The organism is Streptomyces sp. NPDC050806, from assembly GCF_055586425.1.
In genome coordinates this window covers 299,001-315,106 of sequence record NZ_JBVJIF010000002.1, presented here as the reverse complement: position 1 = coordinate 315,106, position 16,106 = coordinate 299,001, and the positions used below count along the sequence as shown (strand labels likewise).

Here is a 16,106-nt window from a genome sequence, read left to right as displayed (position 1 = left end):
GTCAGAGGGGTGCGCGATCCACTCCGAAGGCCGCACGGAAGGGTCAGGAGCCCTGCCGGAGCACGTCCTCCAGCACCGTCACATGACTGAGGTCCAGCTCCTTGGTCGCCGTGAGCAGGGTGACCGGCCCGTCCGCCGCCATCCCCCGCAGCCGCTCCAGCGCCTCGCTGCCCGGCCCGTCGGCCAGCTCCGCCCGGTACCGCTCGGCGAACTCCTCGTACGCCTCGGCCCGGTGCCCGTACCACTTGCGCAGCTCGTTGGAGGGCGCGACGTCCTTCAGCCACTCGTCCAGCCGCGCCGCGTCCTTCGACAGCCCGCGCGGCCACAGCCGGTCCACCAGCACCCGCGCCCCGTCGTCGGGATCCACCGCGTCGTACACCCGCCGCATTCGTACCGTTACGCGCTTGCTCATGGCCGCATTCAAGCACCGCGGCGGCGCCGCACCCACGACCCGCACCGCACCCCGCCCACCCCCGGTTTTGGATTCCGGGCCGCGGACAGGTATTTTTCTTCTGCACGCACCGACCGGGCCCGCCCGGACGGGCGGCGAGCACCGGGACGTGGCGCAGCTTGGTAGCGCACTTGACTGGGGGTCAAGGGGTCGCAGGTTCAAATCCTGTCGTCCCGACGGTGTTTTCACAGCTCAGGGGCCATCTTCGGATGGCCCCTGAGGCGTTTCCGGGGCCGGGGCCCCGGCCGGGTCAGTCCGTCGTCTCGCGGTCCGTCCGGTGCATCGAAGTGGTGGCGCCGCCGGGGAGGTGGCCGGCGGGGTCGCGGCGGCCGACCGTGCCGTGACCGAGGACGCCGTGGTCGTAGGCGGTCTCGGCGTGGATCGTCAGGTCCAGGCCGGTCCGTTCGTGGTCGGGCGCGGCGCGGAAGCCCATGACCTTGTCGATGGCCTTGCCGAGCCCGTACGTGACGAGGAAGGCGTACGCGCCGGTCGCGAGGACGGCCACGAGCTGCTTGAGGAGCTGGCCAGCGCCACCGCCGGAGAACAGCCCGGCCGGGCCGTCGGTCATGGCCGAGGTCGCGAAGAAGCCGATGAGCAGGGTGCCGAGGACACCGGCGACGAGGTGGACGCCCACCACGTCCAGCGAGTCGTCGTAGCCGAAGCGGAACTTCCAGTTGACCGCGTACGAGCAGACCACGCCCGCGATCAGGCCGATGGCGAGGGCGCCCCAGACGCCGACCGAGCCGCAGGACGGGGTGATCGCGACCAGGCCCGCGACCGCGCCGGAGGCCGCGCCGAGGGTGGTGGCGTGCGCGTCCCGCCGCTTCTCCACCAGCAGCCAGCCGAGCAGGCCGGTGCACCCCGCGGCCTGGGTGTTCAGCAGCGCCATGGCGGCCTTGCCGTCGGCGGCGACGGCGGACCCCGCGTTGAAGCCGAACCAGCCGAACCACAGCAGTCCGGCCCCCAGGATCACCAGCGGCAGGCTGTGCGGGCGCATCGCCTCCTTGCCGAAGCCGAGGCGCGGCCCGAGGACGAGGGCCAGGGCGAGGCCGGAGGCGCCGCAGTTGACCTCGACGACGGTGCCGCCCGCGAAGTCCAGCGCGCCCAGCCGGTCCAGGATCCAGCCGCCGGGCGCGAAGACCCAGTGCGCGACCGGCGCGTAGACGAGCAGGCTCCAGAGCGCCGTGAAGGCCACCCACGCGCCGAAGCGGGCACGGTCCGCGATGGCGCCGCTGATCAGCGACACGGTGAGGATCGCGAAGGTGAGCTGGAAGGCGGCGAAGAGAGCCGTCGGGACGGTGCCGGTGACGCTCTTCGGGCCGATGCCGTGCATGCCGAGGTGGTCCAGGCCGCCGATCAGCCCGGCCCCGGTGTCCGGCGCGAAGACCAGGCTGTATCCGATCGCGAGCCAGACGACCGTGACGACGGCGATGGCGGCGAAGCTCATCATGAGCATGTTCAGCACGCTCTTGGCGCGCACCATGCCGCCGTAGAACAGAGCCAGCCCCGGCGTCATCAGCAGCACCAGTGCGGTCGCGGCCAGCAGCCAGGCGGTGTCCCCGGAGTCGATTCCGGCAGGCATGTGCGTCAACCTTCCCGCCCGGCGGAGAGGGCAGGGGGCGACGCCGGGCCAGGGAAGAGAGTGACCTGCCGTAATTTCCGGTGGCGAACATCGACGTTTCGGCGACGTTTCGCGTTACCGCGGCGTTTCCCCGGCCCGGCGTCGCCCGCCGTGGCCGCACGGTGTCAGCCGGCTGCCTCCCGCAGTTCCCGGCGGAGGATCTTTCCTGTCGCCGTCTTCGGCAGATCATCCAGGATGGAGAGGGAGCGCGGGTATTTGTACGCGGCCATCTGCTCCCTGCAGTACCCGATCAGCTCCTCCGCCGTGACGGAGCCATCCCGCTCGAGGGACACAAACGCCTTCACGCTCTCGCCCCGGTACGCGTCCGGCACGCCGACCACCGCCGCCTCCCGGACCGCGGGATGCCCGTACAGGACGTCCTCCACCTCGCGCGGCCACACCTTGTACCCGGCCGCGTTGATCATGTCCTTCTTGCGGTCCACGAGGTAGAACCAGCCCGCGGCGTCCATGAAGCCGACGTCCCCCGTACGCAGCTCCCCGCCGGGCAGCGCCGCGGCCGTCGCCTCGGGCTTGTTCCAGTACCCGGGCACGACCTGCGGCCCCGACGTGGCGATCTCCCCGGTCTCGCCGACCGGCACCTCTTCCCCGTGCTCGTCGAGAATGCGTACGACCGTGTTGAAGACGGGCACCCCCACCGACAGCGCGCCGGAGACCGGGTCGACGGGCGCCTGCGCGCCGAGCGGCACGGCATGCGTGGGCGAGTTGGTCTCCGTGAGCCCGTAGATGTTGTGGATGTACCGGCCCGTCGCCTTCTCGAACCGCTCGGCGACGGCCGGCGCGATGGGCGCGCCGCCGGAGTAGACGACGCGGAGCGAGGCGAAGTCCTCCCGGGTGGCGTCCGGGGCACCGGCCAGGCTGATGAAGACGGTGATGGCGCCGACCGTGAACGTCGGCCGGTGCTCGCGCAGCGCGTCCAGCACGACGCCCGGGTGGAACCGGTGCGCGAGGACCAGCGGGCAGGGCAGCAGCAGCGCGAGCGCCAGATGTCCGATGAGCCCGGTGATGTGGAACAGCGGCGCGACCCCGAGGATGCTGTCGCCGTCCGTCAGCCGCATCCACTCCCGGTACGTACAGGCGTTGAACAGCATCGTGCCGTGCGTGTTCAGCGCGCCCTTGGGCTCGCCGGTCGTACCGGAGGTGTAGGTGAGCACCGCGACGTCACCGGGAGCGGGCGTCGCGGGCGCGGGGGCCCGGCCCGCGTACCGCTCGACGAGCGCACGAAGATCGAGCGTGCCCCGCGGACGGCTCCTCCGCGTACCGTCGAACAACCGGGGGTCGTCGCGGGTCTGCCAGTCCAGCGGCGAGCAGGTGACGACGGTGGCGACCTGGGTGGCACCGCCACCGATGACGCCCCTGGCCACGCTCTCGTACAGCTCGTCCAGGCACAGCAGCGCGCTCGCGCCGGAGTCGGTGAGCAGGTACGTCAGCTCGCGGGCCTTGTTCATCGGATTGACGGCGACCGCGGCGCCGCCGGCCTTCCAGGCGGCGAGCAGCCCGATGACGAACGCAGGGTCGTTCTGCACGTACAGCGCGAGCCTGTCCCCCGGCGCGAAGCCCCGCTCGGCCAGCGCGGCGGCGAGCGCGTCGGACGCGGCGTCCAGCTCGGCGAGGGTCAGCACACCGTCGAAGTACCGGATCGCCTCGGTCCCGGGGCTGCGCGCGACGGATTCCCGGAAGGCGTGGAGGAGGGTGGGGTGCTCCGGGCAGATGTCGGCCGGTGCCCCCTCGGCATACCGCGCCAGCCAGGGGCGCTCCCGGTACGCGCTCACTTGATCACCATGGGCATTCCCTCATCGGTGGGGCGTCGCCGAGCGGTTCTACTGTGAATCAGCTTTCAACTACCCGTCAATGCGCAGGCCCCACGGATACGCGCGCTTCGGGGCCCGAGAACCGATCAAGCTGAGCCGCGACCCGCTCGGCAAACTGCTGAAACTCTTCCGCGAGCGGGCGGGCCTGACGCAGCAGCAACTCGCGGAGTCGGTGGACTATTCGTACGAGCTGGTGGCGTGGGTCGAGCAGGGCCGCCGTCCGGCAAGGCCGTATTCACCGAGGCCGTGGAGGACGTGCTGGAAGCGGGCGGAACGCTGCGGACGCTGCAACCGCAGGTCGAGCTGGCCAGGTTTCCCGCGTTCTTCCAGAACTTCGCGCTGCTGGAGACGGAGGCGGTGGGCCGGTTCTCCTACGATCCCGGGGCAGTGCCGGGGCTGCTCCAGACCGAGGAGTACGCACGGAGTCTGCTCCATACCCAGTACCCACCGCTGGACGACGAGACGGTGGAGCAGCGCGTCTCCGCACGTCTCGCGCGGCAATCCCTGCTCACACGGCAGAAGCCGCCACTGGCCCTGGTATTCATCGTCGAGGAGGCCGTGCTGCGCCGTGCGGCGGCTGCACGGCGCGGCTGACCGTCGACTGCACCGCCGTGGCCAGGGCGAGGGCTGCGATGTCGGGGCCGGAGCAGCCGCGGGAGAGGTCGTGGAGGGGGGCGGACAGGCCCTGGAGGAGGGGGCCGACGGCGGTGGCGTTGCCGAGGCGTTGGGCGATCTTGTAGCCGATGTTGCCGGCGGCGAGGCCCGGGAAGATGAAGGTGTTGGCCTGCCCCGCGATCCGTGAGGCGGGGGCCTTGGCGCGGCCGATCGCCGGTACGCAGGCCGCGTCGTACTGGAGCTCGCCGTCCACCGCCAGCTCCGGATCTGCCGCGCGGAGCATCCGTACCGCGTCGCCGACCCGGTCGGCCTGGGGGTGCTGGGCGCTGCCCTTCGTGCTGAAGGAGAGCAGCGCCACCTGGGGTGTGCCGGCGGTGAGTTGCTCGTACGTGGCGGCCGTGGCGCGGGCGATGTCGGCCAGCTCCGCCGAGGTGGGGTCGACGACGACGGCGCAGTCGCCGTAGCCGAGGACGCGGCCGTCGGGCAGCACCATCAGGAAGCTGCTGGAGAGGGTGCGGATGCCGGGGGCCAGGCCGACGACGTAGAGGCCGGCGCGCAGGACATCGGCGGTGGGCCGGTTGCTGCCCGCGACGCAGCCGTCCACGTCGCCGAGGCGGAGCGCCGTCGCGGTGAGGAAGAGGGGGTCGGCGGCGAGTTCGCGGCGGTCGTGGGAGGTGAGGCGGCGGCGGGCTGCGAGTGCTCCGGCGAGGGCGTCCGTGCAGCGGGGGTCGGCGGCCAGCCGCGCCGGATCGAGGATGTCGAGCGCTTCCGGGTCCTCGGGGAGCTTGAGGTCCAGGTCGGCGGCGAGTTCGCGGACGCGAGTGGGGTCGCCGGTGAGGACGGGGGTGACGGCGCCTTGCTCCGCGAGGTGGGCGGCGGCCCAGAGAGTACGGGGGTCGGTGCCCTCCGCCAGCGCGATGCGGGGTTTGTGCGCGGTGGACCGGAGTCTTCCGGCCCACCCGTCGATCAGGGTCCGGGCCGGGGCATCGTCCGGCGGGTCGAGGGGGTCGAGCAACACGGCGCGGCTCCTTGGGTGGCGAGGCCCCACAGCGGGGGGAGATGACAGCGCGGCCGTACGCAGCGGCAGCTCAGGGGCGCGGGGAACTGCGCGAGCGACCACGGCGGTGGGGCGGCTGTCGACGGCGGGAACGGGGCAGCCCGGAGGGCAATCCCCGTCCACCAGGGGCGCACGCCCCACGCGCCGGGTCCGCCCACGTTGAGGGGCGCGGGCGGACCTGACCGGGGCGCGGCCCCGCGCCCCGGTCAGGGCAGCCGGGCGGCGGAGACCGCGACCGGCGGCGGGCGACGTCCGCACGGCGCCCGCCGGCCGGACCGTACCGGGCGCGGGCCGAGCCCCGACCGGTACGTACTCGGGTGCCGGCTAGACGTAGTCCTGGTACTTCTCCAGGTACCGGGCCGGCTTCTTGAGTGCGTCGCGGCGGAACGGGTCGCCGAGTTCACGCGTGCACATGATCTCGATGACAGTGGTCCGTCCTTCGGTCATCTGTGCGTCCACCGCCCGCTGGAGCGCCGGGCCGACATCCTCCAGCTTCTCGACGACGATGCCGTCCGCGCCCATCGCCTGCGCGATGCCCGCGAAGGACTCGCTCTCCAGCTCGCCGGCGACGAAGCGACGGTTGTAGAAATCGACCTGGTTCTTCTTCTCGGCGCCCCACTGGCGGTTGTGGAAGACGACCGCGGTGACCGGGATGTCGTGGCGTACGGCGGTCATGATCTCGCCCATGCTCATGCCCCAGGCGCCGTCCCCGGCGTACGCGATCGCCGGGCGGTCCATCGCGGCGGCCTTGGCGCCGATGATGGTCGGCAGCGCGTAACCGCAGTTGCCGAAGGACATCGGCGCGAAGAAGGAGCGCGGCTCCTCGAAGCGCAGGTAGCTGTGGGCGACGGAGTTGATGTTGCCGATGTCGGTGGAGACCATCACCCGCGGCGGCATGGCCTTCTCCAGTTCGCGCAGGACCTGGCGCGGGTGCAGCCAGTTGCCGTCCTCCTGCTCCTGTTCGGCGATCATGTCGAGGGAGTAGGGGTCCCTCTCGTGGGTCCAGGAGGAGAGTTCTTCCTCCCAGGCGTCCTTCTCGGCCCTGGTGCGCGCGGCACGCTCCTCGCGGGTGGCGTCGCAGGCGAGCGTGCGGTCCGCCAGCCGGCCGGTCAGCGCCGCGGCAGCGGCCTTCGCGTCGCCGCAGATGCCGACGGTGATCTTCTTGACCAGGCCGAGCATCTTGTGGTCCGCGTCGATCTGGATGATCTTCGCGTTCTTCGGCCAGTAGTCCATGCCGTGCTGCGGCAGCGTGCCGAACGGGCCGAGCCGCGTACCGAGCGCGACCACGACGTCCGCCTGGGAGATGAGCTTCATGGCGGCCTTGGAGCCCTGGTAGCCGAGCGGGCCGCACCACTGCGGGTGGCTCGCGGGGAAGCTGTCGTTGTGCTGGTAGCTGTTGACGACCGGCGCGCCCAGACGTTCGGCGAGCGCCTTGCACTCCTCGACGCCGTCGGCCATGACCACGCCGCCGCCGGAGATGATGACCGGGAACTCGGCGGTGGCGAGCAGTTCGGCCGCCTCGGTAAGGGTCCGCTCGCCGCCGGGCCCGCGGTCCAGCCGCTGCGGGTCGGGGATCTCGGTCTCGATCTCGCCGTAGAAGTGGTCGCGCGGGATGTTGAGCTGGGTCGGGCCGATCTCGGAGTGGGCCCGGTCGAAGGCGCGCGCGGTGTACTCCGCCATCCGCTTCGGGTTGTTCACGTGCGCCTGGTACTTGGTGAACTCCTGGAACATGGGTAGCTGGTCGGCCTCCTGGAAGCCGCCCAGCCCGGTGCCCATCGTGCCCGCCTCGGGCGTGATCATGACGACCGGGCTGTGGGCCCAGTACGCGGCGGCTATCGCGGTGACGCAGTTGCTGATGCCGGGGCCGTTCTGGCCGATGACGACGCCGTGCCGGCCGCTGACGCGGGCGTACCCGTCGGCCATGTGGCCCGCGCCCTGCTCGTGCACGACGGGGACGAGACGGATGCCGGCCGGCGCGAAGATGTCCATCGCGTCCATGAACGCCGAGCCCATGATGCCGAAGATGTCGGTCACCCCGTTGGCGACGAGGGTTTCGACGAACGCCTCCGAGGGGGTCATCCGCTGCTGCCCGCTGACGACGGTACGGCCGTCGGCCGTCTGCTTCTCGCTCAAGGTTCCACTCCTTCGACACGCCGGGAGGCACGGGAGGCGCCGTATGCGCCCACGACAGGGGCTGCATGCGCCAATAATCGGTACGTGGCGTTCCTGAATTCAGGATCTGGCTGGACCATAGGAGGATCGAGCAGAGCCGTCAACGATGCGTTCAGGAAAACGAGACGGTGGTAGCTTGTTTCTGGAATTCAGGCCGGATGACGACTGGTAGACATACAGCCCTGGAGGTACCGTGGTCCCGCCACGCGAGCCCGATCCCGGCGCGGTGAACGGCGACACGCCGACCATGCGCCTCTTCTCCCTGCTCGAACTGATCGCCGCGAAGGACCAGTTGGTCTCGCTGCAGGGCCTGGTCGAGGAGACCGGGCTGCCCAAGCCCACGCTGCACCGGATGCTCCAGCAGCTGGAGAGCGCCGGGCTGCTGATCCGGCAGAGCGACGGGCGGCACTACGGCACCGGCCACCGGCTGCGCCGGCTCGCCGAGAACCTCCTCCTCAACGCCACCCACCACGGCGCGCGCCACACCGTCCTGCGCGGCCTGGTCGAGGAACTGGGCGAGAGCTGCAACATCACCGCGCTCTCCGGCAACGAGGTGGTCTACCTGGACCGCGTGGAGACCCCGGAACCGCTCCGCTTCTACCTCCGCCCCGGTTCCCGGGTACCGACGCACTGCTCGGCCAGCGGGAAGATGATCCTGTCCCAGATGAGCCCGGCGCAGCGCCGCAAGCTGCTCGCGCACGCCCCCCTCAAGGCGTACACCGGCAAGACGATCACCGATCTGGACGCGCTGGAGGAGGAGTTCAAGCGCATCCGGCGGGACGGCTTCGCGCTGGACGACGAGGAGTTCCTGCCGGGGCTGGTGTGCGTCGCGGTGCTGGTGCCGACCGGCGACGGCGGCCGCTCCAACCTGTGCGTCGCGGTCCAGGCACCGGTCATGCGGCTGACCGCGGACAAGGCGCTGTCGCTGCTGCCGGCGCTGCAGCGCGCGGCGGACGCGATCAGCCGGATCGAGGCGGAGGGCACACCGGAGGACGCGGCGGCGTCCTGAATCTGCACACGTACTTCGGAGGAGTTCCGCGCACATGACGACAGCCCCCGACACCACCGTCGCCGTCAAGGACGTCTTCGGCATCGACTCCCCGCTCACCGTCCCCGCGTTCCGCGAACCCACCCCGTACGTACCGGAGGCGGACCCCGCGTACCGTTTCCAGCCGGACGTCACCCTCGCCCTGCTCGCCGGCTTCGCGCACAACCGCCGCGTCCTGGTCCAGGGTCTGCACGGCACGGGCAAGTCCAGCCACGTCGAGCAGGTGGCGGCGCGGCTCAACTGGCCCTGCGTACGCGTCAACCTGGACGGCCACCTCAGCCGCCCGGACCTGATCGGCAGGGACGCGGTCGTGCTGCGCGACGGGCAGCAGGTGACGGAGTTCCAGGAGGGCATCGTGCCGTGGGCGCTGCAACGGCCGATGGCGCTGGTCCTGGACGAGTACGACGCGGGGCGGCCCGACGTGATGTTCGTGCTCCAGCGGATGCTGGAGAGCGACGGGAAGCTGACGCTGCTGGACCAGAACCGGGTGCTCACGCCGCACCCGGCCTTCCGGCTCTTCGCCACCGCCAACACGGTGGGCCTCGGCAACCTCAACGGCCTCTACCACGGGGCGCAGCGGCTGAACCACGCACAGATCGACCGCTGGCACATCGTCGCCGCGCTCGACCACCTCCCCGCCGAGGAGGAGGCCGCGATCGTCCGCGCCCGCGTCCCCTCCCTCGCCGACGAGCGGGGCCGCACGCTGGTGGCGGCGATGGTGGCGGTCGCGGGCCTGACCCGCGAGGGATTCCGGGCCGGCGATCTGTCCACCCTCATGTCTCCGCGTACGGTGCTCACCTGGGCGGAGAACACCGGGATATTCGGCGACCCGGCCGCCGCCTTCCGCGTCTCCTTCCTCAACAAGTGCGACGAGGCCGAACGCCCGCTGGTCGCCGAGTACTTCCAGCGCTGCTTCGACCGCGAGCTGCCCGAATCCCACCGGCTCACCGCCGCGCCCGAGGAGCCCGCCGCGTGACCGCCCGGCAGGCCGCGGCGCGGCGTCGGCAGGAGGCGGAGGAGCTGTGCGCCGCCGCGGTACGGGCACTGAGCGCGGAACCGGCGGTGCATTTCCGCGGCGGGCGCCCGTACCGCGGCCGGCTGCCGGTCCCGGTGCACGCCCCGCACGCACGCGCCTCCCCCGACGACGGCGACTTCGCCTCCCGGCGCGGCGCCACCGACGGCCTGGCGCTGCGGCTGCGCGGCTCGGACCCCGGCCTGCACTCGGAGGTGTGCCCCGCGGACGACCCGGCCGCCCGGCTGGTCTTCGAGCTGCTGGAACAGTTCCGTACGGAGGCGCTGGCACCCGCGCCGCTGACCGGCGTACGCGCCAACCTCCGCCACCGCTTCACCGTGTGGTCCGAGGACTGCGCGCGGTCCGGCCTCACCGAGACCGCCCGCGGCCTGCTCCTCTTCACCGTCGCGCACGTCACCCGCGCCCGGATCACCGGCGAGCCCGTGCCCGCGCACGCGGAGGAGCCGATCGAGGCCACCCGCGCCGCGCTCGCCCCGCTCACCGGCCACGACCTGGCCGCCCTCCGCCGCCACCGCGCCGACCAGCGGGCCTTCGCCCCGTACGCGCTGTCCCTGGCCCGTACGGTCGCCGGCCTGCTCACCGCGGCGGACACCACCGGCGACGAGGCCGAGGAGGACGCCCCCGACGAGTACCCCCACTCCCCCTTCGCCGCCCTCCTCGACCTCGACTCCGAGTCCGTCGAGGAGAGCCCCACCGCCGTGTCGGGCCGCAGCCGGACACTGGCCGAGGCGCCCGGCGGCTACCGCGTCTTCACCACCGCGTACGACCGGGAGGACCCCGTCGGCGCGCTCGTCCGCGCCGAGCTGCTGCGCGAGTACCGTGCCCGGCTGGACCGCCGCGTCGCCGACCAGGGCGTCAACGTCCCCCGGCTCGCCCGCGAGCTGCACCTGCTGCTCGCGGCACCGGCCCGCGACGGCTGGGACGGCGGCCGGGAGACCGGCCACATCGACCCCGGGCGCCTCAGCCGGCTGATCACCTCGCCCACCGAGCGGCGCCTCTTCCGTACCGAACACACCGCGCCGGCCGCCGACGCGCTGGTCACCTTCCTCATCGACTGCTCGGGCTCGATGAAGGAGCACGCCGAGTCCGTGGCGATGCTGGTGGACGTGTGCGCCCGCGCCCTGGACCGGGCCGGCGCCGGCTGCGAGGTCCTCGGCTTCACCACCGGCGCCTGGCACGGCGGCCGCGCCCGCCGCGACTGGCTGCGGGCCGGCCGGCCGCCCCACCCGGGCCGCCTCAACGAACGCTCCCACCTGGTCTTCAAGGACGCGGCCACGCCTTGGCGCCGGGCCCGCCACGGCATCGCGGCGCTCCTCAAACCCGACCTCTACCGCGAGGGCATCGACGGCGAGGCGGTGGACTGGGCCTGCGCCCGCGCAGCGGCACGCGCCGAGGACCGCAAGATCCTCTTCGTCGTCTCCGACGGCAGCCCGATGGACACCGCCACCCACCTCGCCAACGACCGCCACTACCTCGACCACCATCTGCGGGACGTGGTCGCCCGCCGGGCGCCCGACACCGAGATCCACGGGCTCGGCGTAGCCCTCGACCTGACCCCGTACTACCGCCGTTCCCGCATCCTCGACCTGCCGCCGGACCCGGGAAACGGGCTGTTCCGCGAGGTGCTGGGGCTACTGGCCCGCTAGCTGGCGGGCCACCAGCCGCCCCAGGATCCGGATCCCCGGGTCGATGGCGTTGAGGGGCGGTGCGGCGAAGCCGATGCGGAAGTGGTGCAGCGGGGGGCCGTCGGTGCCCCGGGGCAGGAAGTAGATGTCGCCGCGTTCGATGAGGACGCCGTGGCGCTGGGCGCTGTCGACCAGCTTGCGGCAGTCCAGTTCCTCCGGGCCGGTCATCCAGAGGCTGACGCCGCCCGGGGAGGGGGCGGTGTGCCACGGGAGGTGGGCGTTGACGGCCGTGCAGGCCGCCTCCCACTTGCGCATGAGCTGGCCGCGGTAGCGGCGGACGGCGCGCTGGTACTCGCCCGACTGGATCATGAGGGCGAGCGCGCGCTGGGTGTGGCCCGAGGGGTGCCGGACGGAGTAGCGGCGCAGGTCGCGGAGTTCGCGTACCAGCTCCTTCGCGCCGACCAGATAGCCCAGGCGCAGGCCGGGGGCGAGGAACTTGGAGAAGGTGCCGAGATACACGACCTGGTCGGTGGTGTCCAGGCCCTTCAGCGCCGGGGTCGGGCTGCCCTGGTAGCGGAACTCGCTGTCGTAGTCGTCCTCGACGATGACCGTGCCGCTCTCCCTGACCAGGGAGAGCAGTTCGCGGCGGCGGCCGATGCCGAGGGTGACGTTGGTGGGGTGGTGGTGGCTCGGGGTGACGTGCAGCAGATCGACGCCGGCGAGGGTGGCGGGCGGGGTGAGCCCGGCGGCGGTCACCGGCAGCGGCATCAGGCGGGCGCCGGCGCGGACGAAGATGTGGCGGGCGTCGAGGTAGCCGGGGTCCTCGACGGCGACGGTGGAGCCGGTGCCGAGGAGGGCGCGGGTGAGCAGGTCCAGGCCCTGCTGGGAGCCGACGGTGACGAGGACTTCCTCGGGTGTGGCCTCGACGCCGCGTGCCGGGAGCAGCCGGCTGCACACCATCTCGACCAGCAACGGGTCGTCGCAGGCGATGCTGTCCTGGAGGCTGTAGCGGGCGTGCGGCTGGTACAGCGCCTCGTTGAGCGCGCGGGACCAGTCGCGGGCGGGAAAGGCACGCAGGTCCACCTGCCCGGCGAGAAAGGGGTACGGATACTCGGCCCAGTCGGCGCGCTTCTCGATGTGCGGGAGGGTGTCCTCGGGGTGGCCGCGCAGCCGGGCGCTCCAGTCGAAGGGCTCGGCCTCGGGGCGCTGTTCCGCGGCGCAGTGCGGGCGCATGTCGCGGTTGACGAAGATGCCCTGCCGCACCCGGCTCTCGACGAAGCCCTCGGCGACCAGCTCCTGGTAGGCGGCGTTGACGGTGTTCCTGGAAAGGCCCAGCTCACGGGCCAGTTCGCGGGACGAGGGGAGCCGGCTGCTGGCGTCGACGGTGCCGACCGCTATGCCGTGCTCGATGGCCTTGCGGATCTGGCGGTACAGCGGTTCGCCCGAGTCCCGGTCGACCTCGATCAGTGTGCGCGGAATACCGGCCTCCTGCGATGGCGGATGGCGGGGAACGTGCGGCACCGACGCGTACGGGCAGCGGGAAGGGACCGGCGGGCGGAGGCGGGACTGCCCCCATCGGATTGACCGGAATCGCCTTGTCGTGGGGTGCCAGCTGACGGGATCGTAACCGCGTCCGGGCCGCCGCCCAAGAGGTCGGGCGGGAGAAATTGCCCGGACGGACGGGTTCCGGCAGGCCCGGCCCTGGACCCATCAGAAGCCGGAGAACTGGCGCTTACGCCCGGACCAGTTGGCCCCGCACGCTAGCGCCACGAGACGCCACGACCGCCACGGCACGTCAGGCCACGGCGCGTCACGGCGGAGCGCCGCCGCCCCGGACACCGAGAGTCGCCGGGCGCGCTTGCCGCGCCCGCCCCTACCGATGGGAGTTCTTCGTGAAGATCGGAATCCCTCGCGAGATCAAGAACCACGAGTACCGGGTGGCCATCACCCCCTCGGGCGTGCACGAGCTGGTCCGCCACGGCCACTCCGTGTACATCGAGCAGGGCGCCGGCGACGGCTCCTCGATCCCGGACGCCGAGTACACCGCGGCCGGCGCCACCGTCCTGCGGGACGCCGATCAGGTGTGGTCCACCGCCGACATGATCCTGAAGGTCAAGGAGCCGGTCGCCGAGGAGTACCACCGCATGCGCGAGGGGCAGCTGCTCTTCACGTACCTGCACCTGGCCGCCTCCAAGGAGTGCACGGAGGCGATGCTGGAGTCCGGGATCACCGGAGTCGCGTACGAGACCGTGCAGCCCGCCGACGGCTCGCTGCCACTGCTGTTCCCGATGTCGGAGGTCGCGGGCCGGCTGGCGCCGCAGGTCGGCGCGTACCACCTGATGCGCGCGTCGGGCGGCCGCGGCGTGCTGATGGGCGGGGTGTCCGGCACCTCCCCCGCCAAGGTCGTGGTCGTCGGCGCCGGCGTCTCCGGCATGAACGCCGTGGCCGTGGCCACCGGCATGTGGGCCGACGTCACCCTGCTGGACCTGAACATCGAGAAGCTGCGCGCCGCCGACCGGATGCACCAGGGCCGCATCCGTACCGTCGCCTCCAACTCCTTCGAGCTGGAGCGGGCCGTCCTGGAGGCGGATCTGGTCATCGGCGCGGTGCTGGTGCCCGGCGCCCGCGCGCCCAAGCTCATCAGCAACGACCTGGTCTCCCGCATGAAGGAGGGCTCGGTCCTCGTCGACATCGCCATCGACCAGGGCGGCTGCTTCGAGGACTCGCGGCCGACGACGCACGCCGACCCGATCTACCGGGTCCACGACTCGGTCTTCTACTGCGTCGCCAACATGCCGGGCGCGGTGCCCAACACCTCCACCCACGCGTTGACCAACGTGACCATGCCCTACGTCCTGGCCATCGCCGACAACGGCCTCGCCGCAGCGGCCGCCGCCGATCCCGCCGTCAAGCGCGGCATCAACGTGGTCGGCGGCCAGCTCACCTACGAGCCGGTGGCCGAGGCGCACGACCTGAAGTACGTGGACGTGGACGAGGTCCTCGTCTGACGCGCGCCGCGGGCCCGCCCGTTCCCTCGCGACGCGGGCCCGCCGCTCCCCCGCTTCCGCTCCCCCTGCCGAAAGGAACACCGTGAGCACCGAACACTCCTTGCGCGCCAAGGCACAGGCCCACCTCGGCCAGCACTTCACCCGCAACGACGTCTGGCAGGACGAAGGACTGCCGGTGTTCGTCCGCAGCGAGGGCTGCCACCTCTACGACGAGCAGGGCCGCCGCTTCCTGGACGGCCTGGCAGGACTCTTCTGCGTCAACATGGGCCACGGCCGTGGCGACATCGTGGCCGCCGCCACCAAGCAGATGGAGACGCTGCCGTACTCCACCAACTGGGGCGCCGCGCATCCGCCGGCCGTGGAGGCGGCGAGCCTGATCGCGGATCTGGCGCCCGGCGACCTGAGCGTCACCTGGTTCGTCAACTCCGGCTCGGAGGCCGTGGAGACGGCCATCAAGTTCGCCCGGCAGTACCACCGGAGCCAGGGCGCCCCCGAGCGTACGAAGATCATCAGTCGGCACATGGCGTACCACGGGGTGACGCTCGGCGCCCTGTCGGTGACCGGGCTGCCCAAGATCCGCGACCCGTTCCAGCCGCTGCTGCCCGGCGTCCGGCACGTACCGAACACCCTCGGCTTCACCGGCGACTGCGGCCCGGCGGACGAGTTGGCGTGCGTACGCGCCATCGAGCAGGCCATCGTCGAGGAGGGCCCGGAGACGGTAGCCGCGGTCTTCGCCGAGCCGGTGCAGAACGGCCGCGGCGCGCTGGTCCCGCCGGAGGGCTACTGGCGCGAGCTGCGCCGGATCTGCGACACGTACGGCGTGCTGCTGGTCGCGGACGAGGTGATCTGCTCGTTCGGGCGGCTGGGCGAGTGGTTCGGCAGCGGGTACTTCGGCGCCGTGCCCGACATGATCACCTTCGCCAAGGGGTCGACCTCGGGTTACGCGCCGCTGGGCGGCATGATCGCCCGGGAGCCGCTGGTGCGCGGCCTGTTCGAGTCCCCGCAGGGCGGTACGTTCACGCACGGCGCGACCTGGGGCGGCCACCCGGTCTCCACGGCGGTCGCGGTCGCCAACATCACCGCGATGCGGGACGAGAACGTCCTCGGAAACGTCCGCACCCTCGGCCCCGAGCTGCGCGCCGGGCTGGACGCCATCAAGGACCGGTACCGCGTGGTGAAGGACGTACGCGGGATGGGCTTCTTCTACGCGGTCGAGCTGATGGCCGACCGCGAGACCGGCCGGGAACTGACCGAGGCGGAGTCGGCGAAGGTACTGCGCGAGGTACTGCCGACCGCCTTCCGGCGCACGGGCGTCATCCTGCGCCCCGACGACCGCGGCGCGACCATGCTGATGATCTCACCCCCGCTGGTGGCCGACCGCGAGGTACTCGGAGAACTCCTCTCGGGCGTAGACGTCATGATGGCGGACGTACAACGAGCGGTCCTGGGGTAGCGACCGGCTGCCCACAGGGGGCGGCGGGGGCGGCGGAGGGGCCTGGGCGCGATACGGGCGTACGGGGCCGGAGCCACCGGCGTACGGGACTGCTCCACGGGCGTACGGGGTCTGCGCCACCGGCGTACGGCTGACGCCACCGGTGTACGGCTGACGTCACGGGCGCGCCGGCGGGGCCGCTCGGGCAACTCCGC

12 protein-coding genes, 1 tRNA gene and 1 pseudogene are annotated in these 16,106 nt (G+C 72.1%); 8 read left to right on the top strand and 6 right to left on the bottom strand.

Translation table 11 applies throughout. The annotated features are described in order from the left end of the window. Positions 1 to 43: 43 nt before the first annotated feature. Positions 44 to 412: a DUF488 domain-containing protein gene (locus ACZ6WH_RS06845; RefSeq protein ID WP_469726595.1), complete on the bottom strand. Its 369-nt coding sequence runs from the start codon at positions 410 to 412 to the stop codon at positions 44 to 46. A 142-nt stretch (positions 413 to 554) separates the two neighbouring features. On the opposite strand from ACZ6WH_RS06845, the gene ACZ6WH_RS06840 reads away from it, so the two are divergent. Next, a tRNA-Pro gene (locus ACZ6WH_RS06840) sits at positions 555 to 628 on the top strand. Between the two features lie 73 nt (positions 629 to 701). Here ACZ6WH_RS06840 and ACZ6WH_RS06835 read toward each other — a convergent pair. Further along, on the bottom strand, positions 702 to 2,033 hold the full coding sequence (locus tag ACZ6WH_RS06835; RefSeq protein WP_469726593.1) for an ammonium transporter: 1,332 nt from the start codon (positions 2,031 to 2,033) through the stop codon (positions 702 to 704). Positions 2,034 to 2,197: 164 nt separating this feature from the next. Beyond that, positions 2,198 to 3,862, bottom strand: coding sequence for an AMP-binding protein (locus tag ACZ6WH_RS06830; protein ID WP_469726591.1), 1,665 nt, complete (start codon positions 3,860 to 3,862; stop codon positions 2,198 to 2,200). Positions 3,863 to 3,941: 79 nt separating this feature from the next. On the opposite strand from ACZ6WH_RS06830, the pseudogene ACZ6WH_RS06825 reads away from it, so the two are divergent. Together ACZ6WH_RS06825 and ACZ6WH_RS06820 are read left to right on the top strand one after the other, a co-directional pair. Further along, a pseudogene (locus tag ACZ6WH_RS06825) lies at positions 3,942 to 4,073 on the top strand (hypothetical protein); the annotation flags it as partial. Positions 4,074 to 4,099: 26 nt separating this feature from the next. After that, positions 4,100 to 4,495, top strand: coding sequence for a Scr1 family TA system antitoxin-like transcriptional regulator (locus tag ACZ6WH_RS06820; protein ID WP_469726590.1), 396 nt, complete (start codon positions 4,100 to 4,102; stop codon positions 4,493 to 4,495). Here the strand turns inward: ACZ6WH_RS06820 and ACZ6WH_RS06815 are convergent. Both ACZ6WH_RS06815 and xsc read right to left on the bottom strand, forming a co-directional pair. Then, complete coding sequence (locus ACZ6WH_RS06815) at positions 4,443 to 5,534, bottom strand: phosphotransacetylase (protein ID WP_469726588.1); 1,092 nt, start codon at positions 5,532 to 5,534, stop codon at positions 4,443 to 4,445. The two genes, ACZ6WH_RS06820 and ACZ6WH_RS06815, sit on opposite strands and share 53 nt — an antisense overlap. 363 nt (positions 5,535 to 5,897) lie before the next feature. Continuing rightward, positions 5,898 to 7,706: a sulfoacetaldehyde acetyltransferase gene (gene xsc, locus ACZ6WH_RS06810; protein ID WP_469726587.1), complete on the bottom strand. Its 1,809-nt coding sequence runs from the start codon at positions 7,704 to 7,706 to the stop codon at positions 5,898 to 5,900. A 232-nt stretch (positions 7,707 to 7,938) separates the two neighbouring features. On the opposite strand from xsc, the gene ACZ6WH_RS06805 reads away from it, so the two are divergent. From ACZ6WH_RS06805 to ACZ6WH_RS06795, 3 genes are read left to right on the top strand one after another with little or no spacing between them, the layout of a single operon-like run. Then, complete coding sequence (locus tag ACZ6WH_RS06805; RefSeq protein ID WP_469726586.1) at positions 7,939 to 8,754, top strand: IclR family transcriptional regulator; 816 nt, start codon at positions 7,939 to 7,941, stop codon at positions 8,752 to 8,754. Positions 8,755 to 8,788: 34 nt separating this feature from the next. Continuing rightward, entirely contained in the window at positions 8,789 to 9,769 is a 981-nt protein-coding gene (locus tag ACZ6WH_RS06800; RefSeq protein WP_469726584.1) for an AAA family ATPase, read from the top strand. Further along, the gene (locus ACZ6WH_RS06795) at positions 9,766 to 11,472 is read left to right on the top strand and encodes a cobaltochelatase CobT-related protein (RefSeq protein WP_469726583.1); all 1,707 of its coding nucleotides are present in this window, start codon (positions 9,766 to 9,768) and stop codon (positions 11,470 to 11,472) included. The genes ACZ6WH_RS06800 and ACZ6WH_RS06795 overlap by 4 nt, the downstream gene beginning before the upstream one ends. On the opposite strand, the gene pdxR is transcribed toward ACZ6WH_RS06795, so the two are convergent. Beyond that, positions 11,458 to 12,972 carry a MocR-like pyridoxine biosynthesis transcription factor PdxR gene (gene pdxR, locus ACZ6WH_RS06790; RefSeq protein WP_469726581.1) on the bottom strand — a complete coding sequence of 505 codons (1,515 nt, stop codon included), beginning with the start codon at positions 12,970 to 12,972 and terminating at the stop codon, positions 11,458 to 11,460. The two genes, ACZ6WH_RS06795 and pdxR, sit on opposite strands and share 15 nt — an antisense overlap. 371 nt (positions 12,973 to 13,343) lie before the next feature. Here pdxR and ald point away from each other — a divergent pair, with 371 nt between their 5' ends. Continuing rightward, a complete protein-coding gene (gene ald, locus ACZ6WH_RS06785) occupies positions 13,344 to 14,459 on the top strand; it encodes an alanine dehydrogenase (protein WP_469726580.1) in 1,116 nt (371 codons plus the stop codon). Positions 14,460 to 14,541: 82 nt separating this feature from the next. Beyond that, positions 14,542 to 15,912, top strand: a complete 1,371-nt coding sequence (locus tag ACZ6WH_RS06780; protein WP_469726578.1) for an aspartate aminotransferase family protein — start codon at positions 14,542 to 14,544, stop codon at positions 15,910 to 15,912. The last annotated feature ends 194 nt before the right edge of the window (positions 15,913 to 16,106 follow it).

Coding starts and splice junctions, on each gene's coding strand:
- ACZ6WH_RS06845 (WP_469726595.1), bottom strand. CDS start 412: ATGAGCAAGCGCGTAACGGTACGAATGCGGCGGGTGTACGACGCGGTG.
- ACZ6WH_RS06835 (WP_469726593.1), bottom strand. CDS start 2,033: ATGCCTGCCGGAATCGACTCCGGGGACACCGCCTGGCTGCTGGCCGCG.
- ACZ6WH_RS06800 (WP_469726584.1), top strand. CDS start 8,789: ATGACGACAGCCCCCGACACCACCGTCGCCGTCAAGGACGTCTTCGGC.